Here is a 22,315-nt window from a genome sequence, read left to right as displayed (position 1 = left end):
GGTTGGCGGTTGTCGCTGGGCGCGGTCGAGCTGACCGGGGCACAAAGCTGTGCACGTCTCCGTCCGCGCCGACTACGCCATGCGAGCGATGCTCGTCATCGCCGCAGCGGCGCCGGGCCGCATCACCGCACCTCAGCTAGCCGAAAAGGAACAACTGTCGATCGGGTCCCTCCAGGCGATCCTGCTCGACCTGCGCCGCGCGGGCCTGGTGCACAGCCACCGGGGCGCCGAGCGCGGGTACGGGCTGGCCCGCCCGGCCGCGGCCATCACCGTGGGCGACGTCCTGCGCGCGATGGACGGCGCGCTGACCACCGTGCGCGGGTTGCCGACCGACCAGACCAGCTACGCCGGCGTCACCCGCGGACTGAGCCGCATCTGGCTCTCCGTGGACAGCGCCGTCAACGACATCGTCGACCGAGTCACGCTTGCCGACCTGCTTGACGCCCCCCGATAGCACCGCCTACCCCAGAAGGACGGGTTCCCCCATGAAGCACCGGATCAGAGCGAGCGCCGCTCTCGCCATCGCCGCCGGCTTACTGCTGTCGGCGTGCGCGGGAACGTCGTCGTCGTCGTCCGACTCCCCCGGTAGCGACGTGACGCTCAACATCGTCGGCTACGCGGTGCCCGAGGCCGCCAACAAGGCGATCGCGGCCGAGTGGAACAAGACCCCGGCGGGCAAGGGCGTCAAGTTCCAGACCTCCTACGGCGCCTCCGGCGACCAGAGCCGCGCCGTGGTGGCCGGCCTCAAGGCCGACTACGTGCACTTCTCGGTCAGCAGCGACGTGACCCGCCTGGTCGACGCCGGCCTGGTCGAGAAGGACTGGAACGCCGGCCCCAACAAGGGCATCGTCTCCTCGTCGGTCGTGGTCCTCGCGGTGCGCAAGGGCAACCCGAAGAACATCAAGGGCTGGGACGACCTGATCAAGCCCGGCATCGGCATCGTGACCCCGAACCCGGCCTCGTCGGGCGCGGCGCGGTGGAACGCGCTCGCCGCGTGGGGGCACATCGCCAGCAACGGCGGCACCGACGCGCAGGCCACGGAGTACCTCACCAAGCTCTTCGGCAACGTCGTCTCGCTGCCCAACAGCGGCCGTGACGCCACCACCGCCTTCCTCGGCGGCACCGGCGACGTCCTGCTCGCCTACGAGAACGAGGCGATCCTGGCCCGCCAGAGCGGCGAGCAGCTCGACTGGGTGCTGCCGGACACCACGATCCTCATCGAGAACCCGGGCGCGGTGCTGAAGAACGCCAACCCGAAGGCCAAGGAGTGGCTCGACTTCGTCCTGAGCAAGGACGGTCAGCGCCAGTTCGCCCTCAAGGGCTTCCGCCCGATCATCCAGGGCGTCGACATCAAGGGCGTCGAGGGCGCCGTCGACCAGAACGACCCCTTCCCGACGCCGAAGAAGCTGCTGACCGTGGACAAGGACTTCACCAGCTGGTCGGCCCTGTCCAAGAAGTTCTTCGACGAGAAGGAAGGCATCGTCGTCAAGATCATCGCTGCGTCGGGCAAAGCCAAGTGACATCAGCGACCGTCTCTACGGGCCGGTCGGCGGGCAACCGCCGGCCGGCCCGGTCGGCGCGTTCAGGGCAGCCGCTCACCCGCGTCTCCGGGCTGGGGCTCGGAGTCGCGATGCTGTGGTTCAGCCTGCTGGTGCTGATCCCGCTCGCGGCCGTCGTCGCCGCCGCGTCCGCCGACGGCCTCGGCGCGTTCTGGGACGCCGTCACCAACGAGCAGACCTTCGCCTCGATCCGGCTCACCGTGGGCATCGCCTTCCTGGTCACGGTGGTCAACGTCGTGATGGGCACGCTCATCGCCTGGGTGCTGGTCCGCGACAACTTCTTCGGCAAGCGGGTGCTCGAGATCCTCATCGACATCCCGTTCGCGCTGCCGACGATCGTGGCCGGCCTGGTGCTGCTGTCGCTGTACGGGCCGACCAGCCCGCTCGGCGTCAACATCGCCAACACCCGCATCGCGGTCTTCCTCGCGTTCCTCTTCGTGACCCTGCCGTTCGTGGTCCGCACGGTGCAGCCGGTGCTCGCCGAGCTCGACCGCGAGGCCGAGGAGGCCGCCGCCTCCCTCGGCGCGAGCCGGTTCACGATCTTCTGGAAGATCATCCTGCCCAGCCTCACCCCGGCGATCACCGCCGGGGCCGCGCTGTCGTTCGCCCGCGGTGTCAGCGAGTACGGCTCGCTGGTGCTGCTGTCGGGCAACCTGCCGATGCGCACCGAGGTCACGTCCGTGCGGATCCTCAGCAGCATCGAGAACGACAACCTGGAGAGCGCGGCCGCGGTGGCGACGGTCCTGCTCGTCATCTCGTTCGCCGTCATCGTGGTGCTCGACGTCATCCAGCGAAGGACGGTGCGCCGTGGCTGACCGCTCGACCAACCGCCCGACCAGGGCGTGGACCCGGCGCAAGGGCCCGACCGCCTACCTGCTGCGGCTGATCGTGGTCGCGTACCTCTTCTTCCTGGTGGCCTGGCCGGTGTACCTCGTCGGCCAGAACGCCTTCAAGGACGGCTTCGAGGACCTGCAGGGCATCCTCACCGACCCGGACATCGTCCACGCGCTGCACCTGTCGGTCGAGATCGCGATCATCTCGGTGATCATCAACACGATCTTCGGCGTGGGCATCTCGATGCTGCTCGTGCGGTACCGCTTCCCCGGCAAGCGCCTGCTGAACGCCCTGCTCGACGTGCCGTTGTCGGTGTCGCCGATCGTCGTCGGCCTGGCACTGGTGCTCGTCTACGGCGGCCGCACCGGCTGGTTCGGGCCCACCCTGGAGAGCGCCGGCCTGCAGATCATCTTCGCCGAGCCGGGCATGGTGATGGCGACCGTGTTCGTCGCCCTGCCGCTGGTCATCCGCGAGGTCGTACCGGTGCTGGAGGAGATCGGCGACGAGCAGGAGCAGGCCGCCCGCAGCCTCGGCGCCAACGCGCTGCAGACGTTCCGCCGCATCACCCTGCCGTCCATCAAGTGGGGCATCACCTACGGCGTCGTGCTGAGCCTGGCCCGCTCGCTCGGCGAGTTCGGCGCCGTGAAGGTCGTCTCCGGCAACGTGCTCGGCGCCACCCGCACCGCGACGCTCGTGGTCGAGGAGAAGTACCTCAACTTCGACAAGGGCGGCGCCTACGCCACCGCGTTCCTGCTCGCCCTCGTCGCCGTCGCCGCCATCATCGTCGTGTCCGTCCTCCGCCCGAAAGAAGAAGACCGATGAGCATCGAGATCGCAGGCGTGAGCAAGCGCTTCGGGGACTTCGTCGCGCTCGACAACGTGTCGGTCAGCATCCCCTCGGGCCGGCTCACGGCGCTGCTCGGCCCGTCCGGCGGCGGCAAGTCGACGCTGCTGCGCATCATCGCCGGCCTGGAGCGCTCCGACAGCGGCCGGGTCGAGATCGAGGGCATCGACGCCACCGACCTGCCGCCGCAGAAGCGCAACGTCGGCTTCGTCTTCCAGCACTACGCCGCCTTCAAGCACATGTCGGTACGGCGCAACGTCGGCTTCGGCCTGCAGATCCGCAAGCGGCCCAAGGACGAGATCCGCGCCCGCGTCGACGAGCTGCTCAAGTTGGTACACCTGGAGCAGTTCGGCGAGCGCCTGCCCGCCCAGCTGTCCGGCGGCCAGCGCCAGCGCATGGCCCTGGCCCGCGCACTCGCGGTGAAGCCGACCGTGCTGCTGCTCGACGAGCCGTTCGGCGCCCTCGACGCCAAGGTGCGCAAGGAGCTGCGCGACTGGCTGCGCCGGCTGCACGACGAGGTCCACGTCACCACGGTCTTCGTCACCCACGACCAGGAGGAGGCCCTGGAGGTCGCCGACGAGATCGTGGTGATCAACGACGGCCGCATCGAGCAGATCGGCTCGCCCGACGACCTCTACGACCGCCCGGCCAACGACTTCGTGATGAAGTTCCTCGGCCCGGTCACCCAGCTCGGCGACCACCTCGTCCGCCCGCACGACCTGCAGATCAGCACCACCCCCGGCGGCCCCGCCGACGTCACCGGCACGGTCACCCGGATCACCCGGATCGGCTTCGAGATCCGCATCGACGTCACCACCGCCGGCGGCCAGGAGGTCATCGTCACGCTGACCCGCAACGAGTTCCTGGGCCTGGGCCTGGAGGCCGGCACGACCGTGCACCTGCGGATCGCACCCGGCAGCCCGACGACGCCGGCGAAGACGGCCGCCCCGGAGCCCGACCTGGCCGCGACCGTGTAACCGGCCGCCGTCGGCCGCGGCTGCCCGGATCACGTCAGGCCTGTATGCGGGCCCATCCGGCACCGTTCGGATACGACCTACCCCGAGCCGCCCGCCACCCGGCCCGCCATGTGCGGGCCGGTCGTGCTTCCGGGCGAAACGCCGCGACAACCCATCGACCCGCTGCTACGGTGACCCGGGCACCTCCCGGTGCGCCGCCCGCGGCTACTTCTTTGGGTGAAAATGCGCCGCAGGCACATAGATCTCGGGAGTGGCCCACGGCTTCAGCCGCGGCTGTCCGGTGCGCAGACGCCGGTTACTTCGATCTTCAATCGGAGCGGGTTCGAGTCCCGCAAGACCCACCGACCGCATCATTGTGCGAACAGGTGGTCCATCGTCGTGGGGTGCCCTCGTCCGGGTCGGGTCGGGGGCATCGTCGTGTCCGGGGTTGGGATCTTGAACACGGGTCTGACTCCTTGGCCGGTGAGTTGGACTTCGGCGATGAGAGCTTCGATCGCGGCATTGCGTTCGAGTGGTGTACCGCTGTTCATGATCGCGGCGAGATGATCGCGGATCTGGGTGATGGTGCCCGGTGGTGGGACTATCGCCGCAGCCTCGGTGCCTTCGTTGTCCATTTGCGGTCCTTCCACAGGCGCTCCGTCATAGGTGTTCCCGGGCTGTGGCCACGCCGACCGAACTACTTGCCGACAACTTGGTACAGGCCCGGGACCGTCATCCCGGCCGCACCGATGGCACCCGAACCGCGCTCGGCCAGCTGGAAGTCTGCATGAACGTCAGAACACCGACGAGCAATGAGATCACGACGGCGGCCACGAGAATTACAGCCCATCGCAGTGGCAGCGGATCGCGGGAGGACGAGCGCGACGAAGGCGTGGACGGTGTAACCCTTCCTGTTCAGGGTTGGACCGGATGAACCCACTGATCCCGCGTTGCCGACGACTTCAACACGGGTCATTGGGATAGCGAACGGACGGTCGGAGGCGTGAACGCCGACTTCGGTGGGTCGAAACCGGGCCATACGTGTTGGTGTGCCGCGGACGTCTCGCAGGAAATCGAGACGTCCGCGAGCCCTCCGGACGAACCGATCAACCAAGATCGGGTGCACCCACATCAACATGCTCTTCACCACGCCCGGCCAGGGCCAGGCCGTGCACGTCCGCTCCGGGCAGCCACAGCCAGGCGTCGGCCGCGTACTCTTTCTCGACGACGGCGACGTGTCGGCACCATCCGGGCCGGACGGCCGACCGGCCGCTGCGGACCCAATCGCGGTGGACGCCGTCAGACAGGATGACCGCGAGATCGGCTGTGCCGGCCAGATCGAGGGCCTGCCTCGGCGGCGCCGCGTTGACCAGCCGTCCGGCGCCGACGACCGCCTGCCCGGCGAAGCCGTTGCGGGCCACGTCGGCCGGACCGTCGTCGAGCGCCAGGCGCAGTCGCATCCGGGCGACCGGGTCACGCACCCGGTTGTACCGCGACAACGCGGCTGCAAGCTCCAGGCAGAAGTCCCCGACTACCCGTGACGGTGCCTCGGCAGAGGGGATCAGCGCCAGTTCCGCGTCGCCAGCCGGCTGCCGGATCCAGCGCCGGCGATCCAGGCCGGCCCGCGCCCCGGCCCGGTCCAGCAGATCGATGAGGTCATGCTGGATCTCCGCCTGCCGGATGTCGTCGTTGCGGGCATATCCCTGGACGTCGACCGACAGGCAGAGAAACCGTCGCGGCGCGCCGCGGGATCCGAGCCGCGGCGGCGGGACCGACGATCGCCACAACGTGATCAGGTTGAAGACGGTCACCGCAAAGATCGAAAGAATGCCACCGCCCTGGACGATGGTGTGCCATAGCTGCATCGGGACTCCTAGACGCGATTGGGCGGGTCCCGGCCGGGTTCCCGAAGTTGACGAGATGCAGTGCAGCAACCGGCAGACCCGTCCGGCTACAGTTCCGGAGCGAACCGGCGGCACACGACCCGGCCGCCCTCGCACTGAGCTGCGATTCCGCCGGAACAACGTCCAGACATCCGGTGGATCCACCGGACATGGCCGGACACCCCCGGAGGTGCGCCGGACGACGCCGGCATGATCGTTTCAATTCACAGCCGACGATGTTCGGAACATGTGGTCCGAACGGAGGATCGGCCGCTGAAGAGCACCGATGGCATTCCGGAAGGGCCGTCAGTAGCCTGACCGAAGTCCGTCGGTGCACACCGCGAGCACCCACGGGTTGGGGGTGAGCACGCTGACGCCCGGAACCGCCGCCGATCCCTCCCGAGTGCGCACGAAAGGCGAATTCGGGGCGGCGCTCAGAGCCCTTAGCCAGGACAAGGGATTGTCACTGGCTGAGATCGAAAAGCGCACCAGGTCATGGACGGGTCCTCGCCTGGCGCTGAAGAGGGCGACGCTGAGCGACGCGTTCAACGGCCGGACCCTGCTCGGCGAGCAGGCCCTCCTGAGCCTGCTCGCCCTGTACGAAGAACCGGAGAAGGTGCGGCAGTTGTGGCTCGCCGCGCACCGGCGGATCAAGGCCGGGGAGCGTGGCGCCGCTCAGCGCGCGGCCGGTACCGACCGCTTCGACACGGCGTCCCCGCGCGAGCTCGGCATCCACAGCGCGATCGTGGTGCCCGACGCGACCGATGAGCTGCCGGCGTACGTCGAGCGGGAGTTCGACTTCCGGCTGCGCGCCGCGCTGACCGGCGTGGTCGAGCGCGGGAGCTTCGTAATCCTGGTCGGCGGCTCGTCGACGGGCAAAACCCGCTCGCTCTACGAGGCGATCCACGACGTGGCACCGAACTGGTACCTTGTGCAGCCGGCGGAGACCGAGGAACTGCTGGAACTCAAGCACGATCCGCCCGGCCGGACGATCTTCTGGCTCGACGAGCTCCAGCGCTACCTTGGCGGCCATCCGCCGCTGTCGGCGGAATGCGTCCGCGCGCTGACCCGCAAGCCGAACATCGTCGTCGGCACGCTGTGGCCCGATCATTACGACGCGCGGATCATGGGCGGGCAGTCCGACCCGGCCGGCGCGGACGACATCCGCCGCCTGCTACGGAGCGCGATCGTGATCAGCGTTGCGGAGGACTTCACCACGGCGGAGCGCGAACGCGCCTACGAAAAGGCGGAGGAGGACGCCCGGATTCGCATCGCGCTGGAAACGCGCGACGCGGGCCTGACCCAGGTGTTGGCCGGCGGGCCCGCCCTGGTGCTGCACTGGGAACAGGCGCGCCCCTATGCCAAGGCGATGATCAACGCGGCCGCAGACGCGCACCGCCTCGGCGTCCAGTCACCGCTGAGTGAGGACCTGTTGGTCGAGGCCATGGCCGGGTACCTGTCGGGACATCGGCGGGTGAAGCCACCGGGGCAATGGCTGTCCGACGCCGTTCCCTACGCGACCCAGCCGCTGCATGGCGACGTGTCGGCGCTGTCGGCGTCCGACGGTGGTCGGCCAGGTACCTTCGCGGGGTACACCGTCGCCGACTACCTGGCTCAGCATCTGCGGCGGCACCGCCGGGCCGAACGCATCCCGGACGAGGCCTGGCAGGCGTTCGTCACCCGGACCAATCGTCCGGCGGACCTCCGCCGGATCGCCGACAGTGCCACCGCCAGGCTTCGGTACGTGTACACCGAACAGGCCCTCGAACGGCTCGCCGGCGGGTTCGGCGACGGCGCCGCCGCGGTGGAGCTCGCCCGCCTGCTGGCCCGTCAGGACCGTTTCGAGCGGGCGATCGAAGTGCTGCGCAGGAGGCTGGCGACCGCCCCGGGGGACGGCGACGCCGCAGACTGTCTCGCGGGCGTCGAGGCACTCCGGCGACGGGTGGCCCAGCTCCGGCCGGCCGCCGCAGCCGGAGATCCGGCCGCGTGCCGGCTGCTTGTCGAGATCCTCGACGACGGTGGTCGCCGCGACGCCCTGCGGGCACGGGCGGATGCCGGCGAGGCCATCGCCGCCGAGGAACTGGTCGAGGAGCTCGCCAAGCACGGCTGCCTGCGTGAGCTGCGGGAACGAGCCGACGGTGGGCACGCGTACGCGGCCGAGGCGCTCGCCGACCTCCACGTCGCCTGGGGCGACGTGGACGAGTTGCGGGCCCGCGCGCACCAGGGCGACGAAGCCGCGGAGAGGCGCCTTTCGAAGGCCCATGAGGCATCGGCGCGAGCCGGAGGCGCGGCCTCGGAACTGGCCGTGCTGCGTGCTACCGCCGGCGCGGATCCCGAGGCGGCCTGGCAGTTGTGCGGCCTGCTCTTCGAACTTCGCGACGTGGAAGGCCTGCACACCGAGCTGGATGCGGGCACCTACGGCGCGGCTGACAGGCTCATGGCCCTACACACCGCCAGCGAGACCATGCCGATGGAGCAGCTGGCCAAGCTTCGCGCCTTCGGACTGACCGCAGACGGCGCACCGATCACCCCACCCGACGACCTCCGGAAGGACCCCACATGGCCGGCGAGCTGACCCACACGGACTACGCGTTTCTCATCCTGCTGAACATCGAGGGCCGGGAGGTCTCCAACGCCGAGCTCGACAGGGCCTACGGCGTGAGGCTCGTCGGCGAGAGCTACGCACGGCTCAACGGACTGGGCTACGTGGACACGAGAAAGTCAGGTAGCACGTACCATCACACGCTGTCGTCGAGTGGCTCGAAGCTGATCGGCAGCCCGATCATAGTCACCGATGACGGGGCCGAGCCCAAGAAGGGTAAGGGCAACGGCCGGGAGCAGCAGCTCTGGGCCGCGCTGTGGGCCTTGCACAACAGTCAGCACGACCGGCCGCGCATGGCCGAGCCCAACGGACACCGCGGGCTGGACGAGCGGATCCGGGCGGTCTACGCCGAGCTGGCCACCGAACCGGGGGCGTGGGTCAGCCTGAGCCGGTTGCGCCCTAGGTTCGGCAACGTGTCGAAGTCCGAACTCGACAAGGCACTGGAGCGGCTGCTCGACGCCTCCGACGTCGAGCTCGAGCCCGAGGAGAACCAGAAGACGTTGTCGGTCGAGGAACGACGGGCGGCCGTGCGGATCGGCGGCGAGCATCGGCATCTGTTGTCGATCGGCATGCGATGACTGAACAGAACCTCGCCGCGCTCGCCGCGCTCCGGCTCACCTGGGCACCGGTGCCGGACGACGCCTGGCGCCCGTCCCCGTTCCACGTCGACGGCCTGCACACCGATGTCGCGCGGGAGCTTCAGGGTGGCATCGCCGATGCGGCGGCGTGCACCGATTCCAACCCGATCGGCCTGGTGCTGCTGGGCCGGCGGGGCTCGGGCAAGACCCACTTGCTCGGCGGGGTCCGGCAACGCGTGCAGGACCAGGGGGGATACTTCTTCCTCGTCAGCCTGCTCGACGAACAGACCTTCTGGCCCAGCGTGCTGGCCCACATGCGGGAGGGCCTGGCCCGGCCGGTGGCCGATGGCGGGACTCAGTTGCGGCTGCTGCTGCGCCGCCTGTGCTCGCGCATCGGCGCGCCCCGCACGGCCCGCCGAGCCGTGATGGGCGAGACCGAACTGACCCCACAAGCGCTGAACGCCTTCCTCGACGGGCTGGCGGAGTTCGATCCGTTCGTGGGCGAGGTGACCCGGGACACCGCGCGGGCGCTGGCCCTCAGTGCATCACTCCGATCCGAGCACCGCGACGTGTCCGACAGCTACTTCATCTCAGACGACGAGTCGGTCCCTGGGGAACGCAGAGAGTGGGGAATCCGCCGCAAGCCGCACACCGCCGAAGACATCGTCCGCGACCTGTCGCTGTTGCTGGCGCTGACCGGCCCGTCGGTGATCGCGGTGGATCAGATCGACACGCTCGTGGCCCAGGCCTCGCTCAGCGCCGACCTGGCGCTCAACACGGACGAGCAGGCCGGCCAGCGGCAGGCGCTGGCCCTGGAGGAGATGGCCAGCGGGTTGCTGCGGCTGCGGGAGCGCACGCGACGCACCCTGGTCGTGGTCGCCTGCCTGCCGGCGACCTGGACGCTCATCAAGACGCGGGCGACCAACACCACCGCCGACCGTTTCCGCCTGTGCTCGTCGCTGAAGGGCATCCTGGACGCCCGCATCGCCCGAGAGATCGTCGCATGCCGGTTCACCGCCCGCTACAGCGATATCGGTTTCACGCCCGAGTACACCACCTGGCCGGTACAGGACTCGGCGTTCGCGGGGGTCGGCAACTACACGCCGCGCCAGCTGCTCAAGGAGATCGATCGGCACGTCCGGGACTGCCTGAAGACCGGTGTGGTTCGGGAGCTGACGCGCCTGTCCGGGGCGCCGGAAGAGAACGACGAGCCGGGCCCACCCGTCCCGGTCGTACCCGAGATCGCCGACGAGGTCATGGCCAGGATCGACGCCAGGTTCGAAGCGCTCAAACGCGATGCCGACGTCACGTCCCCGCTCGAACCCGACACCGAAGACACGACATTTCCGGCTCTGCTCACCGCCGGGTTGACCGCGTGGATCCTGGAGCACGGGGTGAACGCCGAGGTGTTCACGCTGGACCCGCCGCCCAGTGAGAAGCCGGACCTGCACGCCCGGCTGCGCCGGACCCTGAACGAGGCGACCGAGGACCAGGTGCACTGGTGCTTCCGGGCGGTCAGCGACGCCCACCACGCGATCGCCGCGCTCAACCGGCTCCGCCGGGCCTGCACCGCCGCCGGGCTGACCTCCGCGGTCGCCAAACGCAAGCTGATCCTCGTCCGCAATGGGCACTGGTCCTCCGGGGCCAAGACGCGGCAGGCGATCGAGGAGTTCCACCGCGACGGCGGCCTGACCCTGGGCGTCGACGACATGGACCTGCGGGTGCTCGCCGCGCTGCACGGCCTGCGCGACGAGAACCCGGTGGAGCTGCAGGCGTGGCTGGTCAAGCACCGGCCGACGGCACAGATCACGCTGTTCAAGGAGGCACTGGCGGACGCCGACGACTGGGCCGGGCCGGTCCCGTCGCCGCCGAGAAGGAAGCCGGACACCGACGGCGCGACCCACGAGCTCGTGCTCGGCCGTGAGGGCAGGGACGGCGAGCCCGTACGCGTGCCGCTGGAGGCCCTACGGAAACACGTCGCGATCTTCGCCGGCTCGGGCTCGGGCAAGACGGTGCTCATCCGCCGTCTCATCGAGGAGTGCGCGCTCCAGGGCGTGTCCGCCATCGTCCTGGATCCCAACAACGACCTTGCCCGGCTTGGCGATGCGTGGCCGGAGCCGCCGGAGTGGTGGTGGTCCGGCGACCGGAAACGAGCCGAGGAGTACCTGGCCGGCACCGAGGTCGTGATCTGGACCCCGCGCCGTGAGTCGGGCCGACCGTTGAGCTTCCAGCCACTTCCCGACTTCGGTGAGGTGCGTGACGACCCAGACGAGTTCGCGGAAGCTGTCGAGGCGGCGGTTGCCGCTCTGGCCCCGCGCGCCCAACTCGGCGGCCGGGCCGCCAAGGCCCATCTGGGCCTCGCTGTCCTGCGCCGCGCGGTAGAGCACTACGCCCGGCACGGCGGCCGGGACGTCCCCGGCCTCATCCACCTTCTGGCCGATCTGCCCGCTGGTGTCAGCGGCCTCGACGGTGCCGACCGGATCGCCGCCGGCCTGGCGCAGACGCTCACCGCCTCCATGGACAACGACCCGCTCTTCGCCGGCAGCGGCGCACCGGCTGATCCCGGCGTGCTCCTCACGCCCGCAGCGGGCAAGCGCGCCCGGATCTCGGTGATCAGCCTAATCGGCCTGCCGGCCGAGGAAGCGCGCCAGGGCTTCGTCAATCAGCTGCAGATGGCACTGTTCGCCTGGATTAAGAAGCATCCCGCCGCCCATCGACCGTTGCTCGGCCTGTTTGTGATGGACGAGGCCCAGACCCTGGCACCGTCGGGCGCGATGACGGCCTGCACCCAGAGCACGCTGGCGCTCGCCTCCCAGGCCCGCAAATACGGGCTCGGCCTGATCTTCGCGACCCAGGCGCCGAAAGGGCTGCACAACCGGATCGCGGGCAACGCCACGACCCAGTTCTTCGGGCTGCTCAACGCGCCCGTGCAGATCGACGCGGCCCGGGAGATGGCCCGAATGAAAGGCGGAGACATTCCGGACCTGGGCCTGCTCACGTCGGGCGAGTTCTACGTCGCGGTGGAGGGTGAACCACCGCAACTGGTGCGGACGCCACTCTGCCTCAGCCACCATCCGCGGGCTCCACTCACCGACGACGAGGTCTTGACCCGGGCCCGACAGTGACCCTGCCGCAGTGCGGCCGTTCATCGTCGACACGAGGCGCGACTTCTGCCTTGTGCGCGGATCTTCGGTTGCCCGGGCGAACGCGTCGGGTCGCGGCGTTCCCACTCGCGGGGCCACCCGCCGACGGGGTAACCCCCGGGCTCGCCCAGATCAACGGGGTGTGGATCTCTTGAGGGTGCCTGCCGTGCGCAACAGCGGCACGCCCTGGCGGGGCCGTTCCCGTCGGGTCGGCAGTCCCCGCGGCAACGGGTTGACGGCCACGTCACCACGGGCGTGCAGGAACGCGAACAGCGCCGACACGCTCGACAGCCGCCGCACCGTACGCGCCGACGAGCCGTCGCGGACATACAGGTACCTCGCTCGGATATGGTCCGGCTGTGAGCACCGACAACGTGGTCTGGGATCGGCTGTTCCATGCCTACGGTGCCGCAAGCTCGGCTCCGGTGTACCTTGCGGCACTGCGCCGCGACGAGCTGGCCGAGGTGGCCGTCGACTCGGCGGACTACTACCCGGCCAAGGGCGTTCCGTACTCCTACCTCTGGAGCGCGTTGTACTGCGGCGGCCGGCTCACCCCGGCAACGGCAGCGGCGTTGCCCTTGCTGGCGCGGTGGATTGGCGAGCCCGGATTTGGCGGCAACGACCCCACGATGCGGGAAGGTGTCATCTGGTTCTTCCGCGAGGTGGCCCGGACCGTGTGCGGCGAGCCCGACATGGAGCTGCTGCGTGAACTCGCCCGTACGCGCGACGACCCGGTGATCGCCGCCTGGCTGGACGAGTACCTGATCGGGCGCCGATCCGTTCTCGACTGGACCGACGCGGACGAGCCGGGCAAAGCGTTGCTGGCGGCCGCGGTGGTGGACTGTTTCGACCTGCTACCGGAGCTGTTCGCTGCGGTCGAGCCCATGCTGTACCACGGCGCCCGTCAACGGACCCGCACCGTCGCCGCCAGCGCCACCGTGATGCTGGTACGCCATCCTGTACTGAGTTTGCGGCGGGCTGACGTGCTGCGAGAGCTGTTGCGGCAGGCGGACGTCGTAAACGATCCGTATTGCCGGGCGTCGTTGCTGCTCGACGTCGGCGATCTCGGCGGTGATCCGCGGGCCTGGCTGGATGATCCGCACGTCGGTGTCCGGCTGTGTGCGGCGCTCGCCCCCGCACTTGCCGGCGACCGCGACGCTGTCCAGGTGCTCGTGACAGCCGCCCGCAACCCGGCGGGGATGGACCAGGCGTTCGGGTCGATGTACCTGCCTCAACTGGCCGGCCATCTGGCGGAGGTCGTGGTCCGGGCGGCAACGCAACGCAGCGCCAACCTTGGCCAGTAGTCCGCGTACAGTCTCGTAGCGCTGGGCCGCAACCTCGAACCGGGCCGCGCCGGCCGGTTGATCGATCTAGGGTGTCGGCGTGGGTTTGCACACCGGATACATCGTTGCAACCGCGACGCAGTCGGCTCTGCTCGACGAGTTGTCGCGGCACGCGGGCGAGTTCACGCTGGGCGAGGAAGTCGGCCGTGCCGAGGACGCGGAGCTTGACGTCGGGCAGCTCGACATGTTGATCGGCGAACTTGACGGTCGGGCGTTCCTTATCGACGGACCTATGGTGTTGTCTGGCCATCCCGACATGATCGTGGCGATGTCTGCCCGCCTGGGAACGGTCCTGGGGTGCGGCGCGGAGACTGTGTCCGGGTCGTATTGGCTGACTGCGGCGCGTGACGAGAAGCTGCTGCGGTACATCTTCGTGTCCTACGCAGGCATGACCCGTGGCATGGCTGTCGGAGATCCGCTGCCGTTCGACGATGCAATGCGCCAACCACCCGCTGGTCGGGCGATGTCGTCCGGGTTGGACAGGAGCCAGGGCGCGCAGTCCATCATGGGCTGGATCAGGCGGCTCGCCGCTCCGTAATCCGAGCATTGTCAACCCCGACCTCGTCTGCCTGCGTCGGCGAGTTTGTGCCCGATCCGACCGGGTACGCGGGCACGGGCGTCAGCTCTGCGGAGCCATCGGACATCTCGTGCCGGACGACGTCGTTGGGCTGTCCGCGACCGGGGTGAGCTGGTCGGCACAGGCCGTGCGGCACGGTGACGCGAGCTGCGTGTCCGGACAGTTTTCACGTCGAGGTCTGATGCCACGAACACTGGTGTACCAATGCCGTGCAGGCGAGGACGGGAGGTGCCCGATGAAGGCGATCGTGGTGACGGACCAGGCCGCGGGAACGGCTGGGATGACACTGGTGGAGCGGCCCGAGCCGTCGGCAGCGATCAACGACGTCGTCGTTCAGATTCGTGCGTCGGGATTCGTCCCGACAGAGACGGAGTGGCCCTCGACCTGGACCGATCGCGCGGGCCGTGACCGGACACCGTCGATTCCCGGGCACGAGATGGCCGGAGTGGTCACCGCTCTCGGGTACGGCACCACCGGTCTGTCTGTGGGACAGCGGGTGTTCGGTATCACGGACTGGCATCGCGACGGCACTCTGGCGGAGTATGTGGCCGTCGAGGCACGCAACCTCGCGCCGTTGCCGGGCGATGTCGACTTCACAGTGGGCGCGAGCCTGCCAATCTCGGGTCTGACCGCGTGGCAAGGGCTGTTCGTGCACGGCCGCCTTCAGGCGGGGCAGAGTGTCCTCGCGCACGGCGCGGCCGGTGCAGTCGGGACGATGGTGACGCAACTCGCGCGCGGGGCTGGTGCGTATGTCATCGGTACAGGGCGCGCCGCCGACCGTCAGATGGCGCTCGACTTCGGCGCTCAGGAGTTCGTCGACCTCGATAGCGACGCCCTGGAGGACGTCGGCGGCGTCGATCTGGTGTTCGATGTCATCGGCGGCGACATCCAGCATCGGTCCGCGGGCCTGATCCGGGCCGGAGGAACACTGGTGTCTGTCGTCGGCCCGCCCGAGGCGCGGCCCGATGACGGGTTGGCGATCGACTTCGTTGTCGAGTCCGACCGCACCCAACTGAGCGAGATCGTCCAGCAGGTGCGGGACGGACGACTGCGGACGAACATCGGCAACGTCGCAACCCTCGACAACGCCGTCGTCGCCCTCAACCCGACCGAGCGGACCACCGGGAAGACGATCATCCGCACTCGTCCGTGAGGATCTCGGGACGCGATCGTCGGACGTTCCGGTTGAACCAGCCGACCCCGACCGGGGTGAAATGGGAGATGAGGTGCGGATTTCCGCCAGGCAGGCCGTCACCCGTCTTCTCCTCCAGCCAGGCCTCACCCGCGCTATAGCGTGGGACGCATCGCAGCTCAACCAACACGAACAGGAGTCTGCTCGACGAACACGAAGACGAACACGAACAGGAGGCCGAGATGTCCGAGTCCTATTCCCTCCCCACTGAACCCGAAGGCGTCATCCCCTCGCTGGTCGAGCGATTCAACTCCGGCAAGGTCGGAGAGATGATGACCTTGTACGAAGGCGCCGTACTCGTCGCGGACGACGGGCGAACCGTCACTGATCGCGCCGAGATCGCCGCGGAGCTCGAGCGCGATATCAGCCTCGGCCTGCCGCTGGCGGCCAAGGCCCGCCATGTGTTCGTCGCCGGTGACATCGCCGAGATCGTGGTGGACTGGGCGATTGACGGCACGGGTACCGACGGCAGGCACGTGCACGTCGCAGGCACGGCAAGCGACGTCGCACGGCGCGGTGCGGACGGACGCTGGCGGTACCTGATCGACAATCGCCTTGGGACGGCGGTGCGACAGCCCGCCTGACACGCGCGCCACGGCAGCTCTCGGCGAACGGAGGGACGCGCCATGACGACTGTCGAGCTGTACCCCGACGACGTTTACAACCAGCGGACGATCCGCCAGGGCCACCCGCCTGACTGGGTCAACCGCGACGGTGGTGAGTACGACCTGGTGGTGCTCGGCGGCGGGCCGGGCGGGCTCACCGCCGCCACGACCGCTGCCGCAGGTGGATACCGCGTCGCTATGACCGAGCAGCGGCTGACCGGGGGTACCTGCGTCAATTTCGGCTGCACGCCGAGCAAGGCGCTGATTCGCTGCGCACGCGCGGTCCACGATGCCAGCCGTGGCGTCGAGTTCGGCTTCCGGCTCGACGCCCCACCCCAGGTCGATTTCGGTTCGGTCATGGACCGGGTCCGCAGGATGCGTTCCCTGAGCAGCTCGAGCGATGCGGTCGAAGCGGCCGAGCAAACGGGGGTGGAGGTCTACCTCGGGCACACGCGCTTCATCGCGCCGAACGCCGCGGAGGTCGACGGCCGGACGCTGCGATTCCGGAAGGCTGTGATCGCCACCGGATCGGTTCCCGTGGTACCCCGGATCGAGGGACTACGGACAGGCGAGTACCTGACCAACGAGACCGTCTTCGCGCTGACCGAGCTGCCAGCCAGGCTGGTCGTCCTCGGCAGCGGCCCGCTGGGATGCGAGCTGGCCCAGGCCTTCCGCCGTCTCGGCAGCGAGGTGGATCTGGTCAGCCACCCCACCGCCCTGCTGCCCCACGATGAGCCGGAGGTCGGTGAGCTGATCCGTCGCCGGTTCGAGCAGGAGGGGATCAGGCTCCATCTGGGGTTCATGGCGGTACGGGCGGGCGCCGGCCGGTTGCTGGCGCTGGGTCCCGGCGGCACGCGCGAGCTGTCCTATGATGCGCTGCTGCTCGGCACCGGCCGCAAGGCGAATGTGGAGCATCTGGACCTGGATGCGGCAGGGGTACATGTCGCCAGCGACGGTGTGGAGGTAGATGAGTACCTGAGCACCAGCAACCCCGACATCTATGCCGCCGGCGATGCCACCCTCGCGCAGAAGTTCACGCACGCGGCCAACGCGACAGCGCGGCTCTGTGTCGCCAACGCTCTGGATGGAGCGCATCGTCCAGTCCACGAACTCGTCATTCCCCACTGCACCTACACCGATCCCGAGGTGGCCGAGGTGGGCCTGACGCCGCGCCGAGCCCGCGACGAAGGTGTCGCCCTCGACACGTACCGACTCGACCTGACCAACGTCGAGCGGGCGTTCATCGACGGCGAGGAGGAGGGGTTCGGAGTGATCTACACGCGCAGTGGCAGCGGCGAGATCGCAGGAGCGACGCTCGCGGCAGCGCACGCCGGTGAGATGATCAGCGAGCTTACGCTGGCAGTCACGAACCAGATGTCCCTGGAGGCGCTGGCCGACACGGTTCACTGCTACCCGACCCAGGCCGAGGTCTTCCAGCGGATCGCACTGCAGCACGCCGGACCCCAGAAGGTAGCTGTGGCCCACTAGTTTCGTTAGGACGGCCGGGGTGCGCGCCGGCCGCGGCGCTGTTCAAGCTCCTCGGCGCTGACCAGCGTTTGCATGGGCTGACCCGGCACCATGAGCATGGTGGCCAGGAAGCGCAGCCACGTGTCCGGCCGGTTGTTGGTGGTTTGGTAGTGGATGACGTCGCCGCCCGGTTCGAAGACCGCCTCGCCGGCCCGGACCAGTCGCTCCGGCTGGCCCTCCAGCTCGAAGATCATCTCACCTTCGAGGATGTAGGCGGACAGCGGCCCGGAGTGGCGGTGCGGCGGGATGCCCTCGCCTGGCGGCACCTCGATCAGCACCGTCATGAGCTCGGGCGACTCGGGGACGAAGGGCGGCGACTCGTCGAGCAGCGTCGTCCGCTTCGTGAGGTCCTTACTCATCGCCATCCTCCGACGTGTCCCGAGATGTCCGTGTCAACCAGCTCGACACCAATGCTGGTCCGGCGGCGGCCCGGCCGTCTCCATCCGGGCGAGGTGACAACTGACGAGGACGGCGCCGGGTGGCCGGCGCCGTCCTTCGTCTCCGGGAGTTAGTTGCGGTACCGGAAGAGGATCCGGCCCCTCGTCAGGTCGTACTGGCTGAGTTCCACCAGCACGCGGTCGAACGGCAGGATCTTGATGTAGTTCTTGCGGATCTTGCCGCTGATGTGGGCCAGGACGATGTGGCCGTTGGCGAGTTCGACGCGGAACTTGGCGTCGCGCAGGCACTCCACCACGGTGCCCTCGAGCTGGATGCCGTTGGTTGCCTTGGGCATCAGTGGATCACCAGCTCGAGGTTGCTGCCGGTGCGGTGCGCGCCTGCCGTCTCGAAGAGGGCGATCGCCGCGGTGTTGGCCTCGTGTACGTCTGCGGAGACCGTCGGGACGCCGCGGGCGTGGGTGGCCGCCAGGATGTCCGCGAGCAGGGCTTGGGCGATGCCGCGGCGGCGGTGGTCGGAGCGGACCGCGATGAGGCCGATCCTCGTGTGCCTCGGCAGCAGCGTCAACCGGGCCAGGCCCACGTAGGCGTCGGGCTCGGCGGCGACCGCGTAGTGGGTGGGGTCGAGGGGTCGGGACAGTACCGCCGCCGGCATCTGATCCCAACCGATCGTGGCTTCGATCTCGGCGCGGATCGTGCGGTCCAGGTGGCGCAGCGGGTCCAGCTCGGCGGTGCCGATGGGCAGGAGCGTCAGACCCGGCCGTGGTACCGCACCGTCGCCGCCGCTGGACATGACGTACTCCCACTCGCGGCGCCGGGTGGTCAGGCCGGCCTGCACCCACCGGGTGCGCAGGTCGAGGTCGGCCTCGTCCACGACGGTGTACAGCGGCCGCGGCAGGGCGGCCAGCATGGCCTCGGCGAGGCGGGCGAAGACGTCGTCGTGCCAGGCGTCGACGCTCAGGAAGAGGCGGCCGTCCGGGCGGGGCGAGGCGTCGCCGCGGCCGACCACGAGGTCGTCGTCGAGGGCATGCCACTGCCGCTCGGCGACGCGCGTGATGACGAGTGTGTTCATCGGTGTCACCTTTCGGGAGATCCCAAAGGGGACGCTCCCGGGCGGCACCTACCGCAGTCGCCCGACCGTGACGGGAATGGGGAGCACCCACATCGCTACAAGGTTCACGGTGCTCACCCCCTCAGGCCGGACCACGGTCGCCGGAACGCTACCGCCACCACCCGCCGCCCGTCCAGCGATTAAGCGATCTCAGGCGACCGGACGTTCGGCGCGAGACTCACCAGGGGACGGGGTGGCCGTCGCGGAAGAAGCCGCCGGTCGGGCCGTCGTCCGGCAGGTCTACCGCCCACAGCACGCTGGCCGCGCCCTCGCCGACCGGGCGGCCGCCCGGGCCGCCCATGTCGGTGGCGACCCAGCCGGGGCAGGCGGCGTTGACCAGGATGCCCTCCGGGTGCAGCTCGGCGGCGAGGACGCGGGTCAGGGCGTTGAGGGCGGCCTTGCTGACGCTGTACGCCGGGGTGCCGCCGCCCATCGACGCCAGTGAGCCGCCCTCGCTCGACACGTTGACGATCCGGCGGTGCCGGCCGCGGCGCAGTGCCGGCAGCATCGCCTGGGTCACCCGCCACGCGCCGAAGAGGTTGGTCTCCATCGCCTCGTGGACCACGGTCAGGTCGGCGTCGACGCCGCGCTGCCAGGTGTCGTAGTGGATCGCCGCGTTGTTCACCAGCACGTCCAGGCGGCCGTGCCGGTCGAGCACCGCCTGGCCCGCGGCCGCGACCGAGTCGTCGTCGGACACGTCAAGGGGCAGCACCTCGACGGCGCCCGGCACGGCCGGCGCGGTGGAGCGGGTGCCGAGCAGCACCCGCCAGCCGCGGGCGGCGAGCTGCCGGGTCACCTCCAGGCCGATGCCGCGGTTGGCCCCGGTCACGAGGGCGATGCGCTCATCCGGCGGCGGCAACGCGGGCCTCCGCCTGCCTGATGTGCTGCTTCACGTCGTGGAAGTGCAGGCGCATCGCCTCGCGGGGTGTCATCGCCCACCCGACGGCCGCGGTGCCATAGATCCCGCTCGATGACGCGGAGGTTGCCGCGGTCGGAACATGCCTGGCGGCGGCAGGTCTTTGAGGGTCATTGCCGGGCGCTCGACCAGGTGCCACGACGCCGCCGCGAGCGCCACGGTCAGGGCCAGGCCGATGCCGGTGTAGGCCGCGTAGCCCCAGGTGTTGACCCCGAGCGTGGCCAGCACCTGCTGGACGACGAACCCGTAGATGTAGATGCCGTAAGAGTAGTCGTCGGTCGCCCCGATCCGGCGCAGCCGCCGCGGCATCCGCATCGCGGCCCAGAACAGCAGGTAGGCCAGCGCCGGGAAGCCGGCGACGAAGAACCCGCCGAGCAGCAGGCTCGCCGCCAGCGCCACCCCGCACGCGGCGGCCAGCCGGTCGCTGACCGGTACGCGCTCGCGGTACAACTCGATCGTGGCCCCCATCATGAACAGGGCCCCCAGATGGAGGAGCCACTGCACCGAGACGGTGCCGAGCAGCGGCAGCACGATCGCGCTGTAGTAGTCCGACGGCGGCCCGGTCGGGATCCAGCCGCGCAACTGGTCGGCGGCCGCAAAACCGAACAGCACCCCGGCCAGCGCCGGCACCAGCCACCGGGCGCGGCGCAGCACCGCGGTCACGGCCAGCAGCGCGACGGCGGCGTAGCAGGTCGTCTCGTAGATGAGCGACCACAGCGCGCCGTCGAAGACGCTGGTGCCGCCGATCTGCCGGCCCCACGGGGTGTCCGCGAGGAGGTCATGGATGCCGTACTGCCGGACGCCGGTGAACCAGTTGCCCGTCACGTACTGCACCGGCCCCTTGGGCCCGCCCCAGAAGCCGGCGAGCGTACCGCGCTCGACCAGCGCGACGAGCGGCGCGACGACGAACGCCGTCACCAGCAGGCAGACCCACAGCCCCGGCAGGATCCGCAGGGCCCGGTGCCAGGCGAAGCGGACCACGCCGGTGCGGCGGGCCGACCGGGTGATGAGCAGCCCGGAGATGACGAAGAAGCCGTAGACGGCCAGCGTGCCGACGTTGGTCTGGCCGCGGAACAGGGTGTTGCCGAGGTCCTCCCAGCCGAACCCGAGCGATCCGGCGTGGTCGAAGACGACGGCCAGGGCCAGGAACAGCCGCAGCGCGCCGAATCCGTTGTCGTGTCTTCCCGGTGCGGGCCGGCCGGTCCGCTCGATGGACGGGGCTTCGCGGGCATGCGGGATCGCCCGCCCGCCGGCGGTCGTAGACATGGATGTACTCCGATTGTGGGTGACGTCAGGTCAGGGGCGCTGCAGCCCCGCTATAGACGCCACACCTGCAGTGATGCGCGGCCCGGCCGCTCGACGACCCGGTCTCCCGGCGCTGGTTCCGTGGTGCCGTTGACGGCGATGGTCTGGGCGGTCCCGTCCGCCCCGACGGCGTTCGCCGCGCTCACCGGCTGCTGCTGGTGCACGGGCGAGCTCACGGTGTGCATGAGGCGGTGCTTGCGGCCGACGTGCCGGTGATGGTGCCGCGCCTTCGCGGCCCGCGCCTCGGCCGGCACCGCGCGGCCTTCAGCGCCGTCCTGCAGGGACGCGTCGGCGTGGACGATGGCCTGGACCGCGGCGTCGGCACGCACCTGCGCGAATGCGAGGTGCGCGGTCCGCGCGACGGCGAACGGCGCCCCGATGAGCAGCGCGACAAGCAGCAGCAGGACCAGCCCACCACCCAGTCGCGTCCGCCGCGTCGCCCCCCGCACGCAGTCGATGTTGTCCTGCGCGGCGCCACCCTTGTGTCGGAAACCCGTCACCCCGTCAAGGGTTCATCCCGCGGTAACACGACGGGCCGGCCGCCCTCACCGCGCCGCCCTCACCCGGACTCACCCGGATTCGCCGGTGTAAGTCTCGCGATGTTTCGTAACCGCTTGAGTCTGTAGGTTGTCCGGATGCTGGCGGGGCTCACCGACATCGACTGGGCGGCGTACGACGGGGCCTACGGGCCGGCGACCGAGGCGCCCGGCATCCTGCAAGCGATCGCCGACCCCGATCCGGAGGTCGCGGGCGAGGGGCGGTACGACTTCGGCTCCTCGATCTGGCACCAGGGCACCGTGTATCCGGTCACCGTCGTCGTGGTGCCGTTCCTCGCCGAGCTGGCCACCACACCCGGCGTGCACCGGCGCGACCACCTGCTGTACACCCTGGGTACGGTACTCGGGTGAGGATCGCGATCGTCGACGACGACCCGCTGGTGCGCCTG

23 protein-coding genes are annotated in these 22,315 nt (G+C 69.7%); 15 read left to right on the top strand and 8 right to left on the bottom strand.

Annotated features, from left to right (window positions below; all coding sequences use genetic code 11):
* Positions 1 to 49 precede the first annotated feature (49 nt).
* The 5 genes from ABZS66_RS44550 to ABZS66_RS44530 are packed head-to-tail and all read left to right on the top strand — an operon-like array spanning position 50 to position 4,213.
* Complete coding sequence (locus ABZS66_RS44550) at positions 50 to 454, top strand: Rrf2 family transcriptional regulator (protein ID WP_354768870.1); 405 nt, start codon at positions 50 to 52, stop codon at positions 452 to 454.
* Between the two features lie 31 nt (positions 455 to 485).
* Positions 486 to 1,520 carry a sulfate ABC transporter substrate-binding protein gene (locus tag ABZS66_RS44545; RefSeq protein WP_354768868.1) on the top strand — a complete coding sequence of 345 codons (1,035 nt, stop codon included), beginning with the start codon at positions 486 to 488 and terminating at the stop codon, positions 1,518 to 1,520.
* A complete protein-coding gene (gene cysT / locus ABZS66_RS44540; RefSeq protein WP_354768867.1) occupies positions 1,517 to 2,374 on the top strand; it encodes a sulfate ABC transporter permease subunit CysT in 858 nt (285 codons plus the stop codon). Before ABZS66_RS44545 ends, cysT begins: the two co-directional genes overlap by 4 nt.
* The gene (locus ABZS66_RS44535) at positions 2,367 to 3,215 is read left to right on the top strand and encodes a sulfate ABC transporter permease subunit (RefSeq protein WP_354768865.1); all 849 of its coding nucleotides are present in this window, start codon (positions 2,367 to 2,369) and stop codon (positions 3,213 to 3,215) included. Before cysT ends, ABZS66_RS44535 begins: the two co-directional genes overlap by 8 nt.
* Entirely contained in the window at positions 3,212 to 4,213 is a 1,002-nt protein-coding gene (locus tag ABZS66_RS44530; RefSeq protein WP_354768863.1) for a sulfate ABC transporter ATP-binding protein, read from the top strand. Before ABZS66_RS44535 ends, ABZS66_RS44530 begins: the two co-directional genes overlap by 4 nt.
* Before the next feature lie 350 nt (positions 4,214 to 4,563).
* On the opposite strand, the gene ABZS66_RS44525 is transcribed toward ABZS66_RS44530, so the two are convergent.
* Positions 4,564 to 4,827: a hypothetical protein gene (locus ABZS66_RS44525; protein WP_354768861.1), complete on the bottom strand. Its 264-nt coding sequence runs from the start codon at positions 4,825 to 4,827 to the stop codon at positions 4,564 to 4,566.
* Positions 4,828 to 4,871: 44 nt separating this feature from the next.
* Here ABZS66_RS44525 and ABZS66_RS44520 point away from each other — a divergent pair, with 44 nt between their 5' ends.
* Positions 4,872 to 5,126: a hypothetical protein gene (locus ABZS66_RS44520; protein ID WP_354768859.1), complete on the top strand. Its 255-nt coding sequence runs from the start codon at positions 4,872 to 4,874 to the stop codon at positions 5,124 to 5,126.
* A gap of 172 nt (positions 5,127 to 5,298) precedes the next feature.
* On the opposite strand, the gene ABZS66_RS44515 is transcribed toward ABZS66_RS44520, so the two are convergent.
* Positions 5,299 to 6,126, bottom strand: a complete 828-nt coding sequence (locus ABZS66_RS44515; RefSeq protein WP_354768857.1) for a hypothetical protein — start codon at positions 6,124 to 6,126, stop codon at positions 5,299 to 5,301.
* Between the two features lie 310 nt (positions 6,127 to 6,436).
* On the opposite strand from ABZS66_RS44515, the gene ABZS66_RS44510 reads away from it, so the two are divergent.
* From ABZS66_RS44510 to ABZS66_RS44475, 8 genes are all read left to right on the top strand, one after another.
* Positions 6,437 to 8,650, top strand: a complete 2,214-nt coding sequence (locus tag ABZS66_RS44510) for a hypothetical protein (RefSeq protein WP_354768855.1) — start codon at positions 6,437 to 6,439, stop codon at positions 8,648 to 8,650.
* Positions 8,635 to 9,255, top strand: a complete 621-nt coding sequence (locus tag ABZS66_RS44505) for a hypothetical protein (protein WP_354768853.1) — start codon at positions 8,635 to 8,637, stop codon at positions 9,253 to 9,255. The genes ABZS66_RS44510 and ABZS66_RS44505 overlap by 16 nt, the downstream gene beginning before the upstream one ends.
* A complete protein-coding gene (locus tag ABZS66_RS44500; RefSeq protein WP_354768851.1) occupies positions 9,252 to 12,380 on the top strand; it encodes an ATP-binding protein in 3,129 nt (1,042 codons plus the stop codon). Before ABZS66_RS44505 ends, ABZS66_RS44500 begins: the two co-directional genes overlap by 4 nt.
* A gap of 377 nt (positions 12,381 to 12,757) precedes the next feature.
* Positions 12,758 to 13,702 (top strand): hypothetical protein, encoded by a 945-nt coding sequence (locus ABZS66_RS44495; RefSeq protein ID WP_354768849.1) that lies wholly within the window; start codon positions 12,758 to 12,760, stop codon positions 13,700 to 13,702.
* A gap of 79 nt (positions 13,703 to 13,781) precedes the next feature.
* Positions 13,782 to 14,279, top strand: a complete 498-nt coding sequence (locus ABZS66_RS44490; RefSeq protein ID WP_354768848.1) for a hypothetical protein — start codon at positions 13,782 to 13,784, stop codon at positions 14,277 to 14,279.
* A 274-nt stretch (positions 14,280 to 14,553) separates the two neighbouring features.
* A complete protein-coding gene (locus ABZS66_RS44485) occupies positions 14,554 to 15,471 on the top strand; it encodes an NADP-dependent oxidoreductase (RefSeq protein WP_354768846.1) in 918 nt (305 codons plus the stop codon).
* Positions 15,472 to 15,692: 221 nt separating this feature from the next.
* The gene (locus ABZS66_RS44480) at positions 15,693 to 16,094 is read left to right on the top strand and encodes a DUF4440 domain-containing protein (protein WP_354768844.1); all 402 of its coding nucleotides are present in this window, start codon (positions 15,693 to 15,695) and stop codon (positions 16,092 to 16,094) included.
* 42 nt (positions 16,095 to 16,136) lie between these two features.
* Positions 16,137 to 17,603, top strand: a complete 1,467-nt coding sequence (locus ABZS66_RS44475; RefSeq protein ID WP_354768842.1) for an FAD-dependent oxidoreductase — start codon at positions 16,137 to 16,139, stop codon at positions 17,601 to 17,603.
* A 5-nt stretch (positions 17,604 to 17,608) separates the two neighbouring features.
* Here ABZS66_RS44475 and ABZS66_RS44470 read toward each other — a convergent pair whose 3' ends face one another.
* The 6 genes from ABZS66_RS44470 to ABZS66_RS44445 form a co-directional block, all read right to left on the bottom strand.
* Positions 17,609 to 18,001 carry a cupin domain-containing protein gene (locus tag ABZS66_RS44470; RefSeq protein ID WP_354768840.1) on the bottom strand — a complete coding sequence of 131 codons (393 nt, stop codon included), beginning with the start codon at positions 17,999 to 18,001 and terminating at the stop codon, positions 17,609 to 17,611.
* Positions 18,002 to 18,150: 149 nt separating this feature from the next.
* Positions 18,151 to 18,375 carry a translation initiation factor IF-1 gene (gene infA / locus ABZS66_RS44465; RefSeq protein ID WP_354768838.1) on the bottom strand — a complete coding sequence of 75 codons (225 nt, stop codon included), beginning with the start codon at positions 18,373 to 18,375 and terminating at the stop codon, positions 18,151 to 18,153.
* Entirely contained in the window at positions 18,375 to 19,109 is a 735-nt protein-coding gene (locus tag ABZS66_RS44460; RefSeq protein WP_354768836.1) for a GNAT family N-acetyltransferase, read from the bottom strand. Before ABZS66_RS44460 ends, infA begins: the two co-directional genes overlap by 1 nt.
* Positions 19,110 to 19,326: 217 nt before the next feature.
* Complete coding sequence (locus ABZS66_RS44455) at positions 19,327 to 20,007, bottom strand: SDR family NAD(P)-dependent oxidoreductase (protein ID WP_354768834.1); 681 nt, start codon at positions 20,005 to 20,007, stop codon at positions 19,327 to 19,329.
* Between the two features lie 69 nt (positions 20,008 to 20,076).
* Positions 20,077 to 21,330, bottom strand: coding sequence for an acyltransferase (locus ABZS66_RS44450; protein WP_354768832.1), 1,254 nt, complete (start codon positions 21,328 to 21,330; stop codon positions 20,077 to 20,079).
* Positions 21,331 to 21,380: 50 nt separating this feature from the next.
* On the bottom strand, positions 21,381 to 21,869 hold the full coding sequence (locus ABZS66_RS44445; RefSeq protein ID WP_354768830.1) for a hypothetical protein: 489 nt from the start codon (positions 21,867 to 21,869) through the stop codon (positions 21,381 to 21,383).
* 135 nt (positions 21,870 to 22,004) lie between these two features.
* On the opposite strand from ABZS66_RS44445, the gene ABZS66_RS44440 reads away from it, so the two are divergent.
* On the top strand, positions 22,005 to 22,277 hold the full coding sequence (locus ABZS66_RS44440) for a hypothetical protein (RefSeq protein ID WP_354768828.1): 273 nt from the start codon (positions 22,005 to 22,007) through the stop codon (positions 22,275 to 22,277).
* The last annotated feature ends 38 nt before the right edge of the window (positions 22,278 to 22,315 follow it).

It is taken from the genome of Dactylosporangium sp. NPDC005572 (genome assembly GCF_040605515.1).
Classification (GTDB): domain Bacteria; phylum Actinomycetota; class Actinomycetes; order Mycobacteriales; family Micromonosporaceae; genus Dactylosporangium.
Note: the sequence above shows the minus strand (reverse complement) of the source record. Positions and strands in the feature narration are given on the sequence as shown.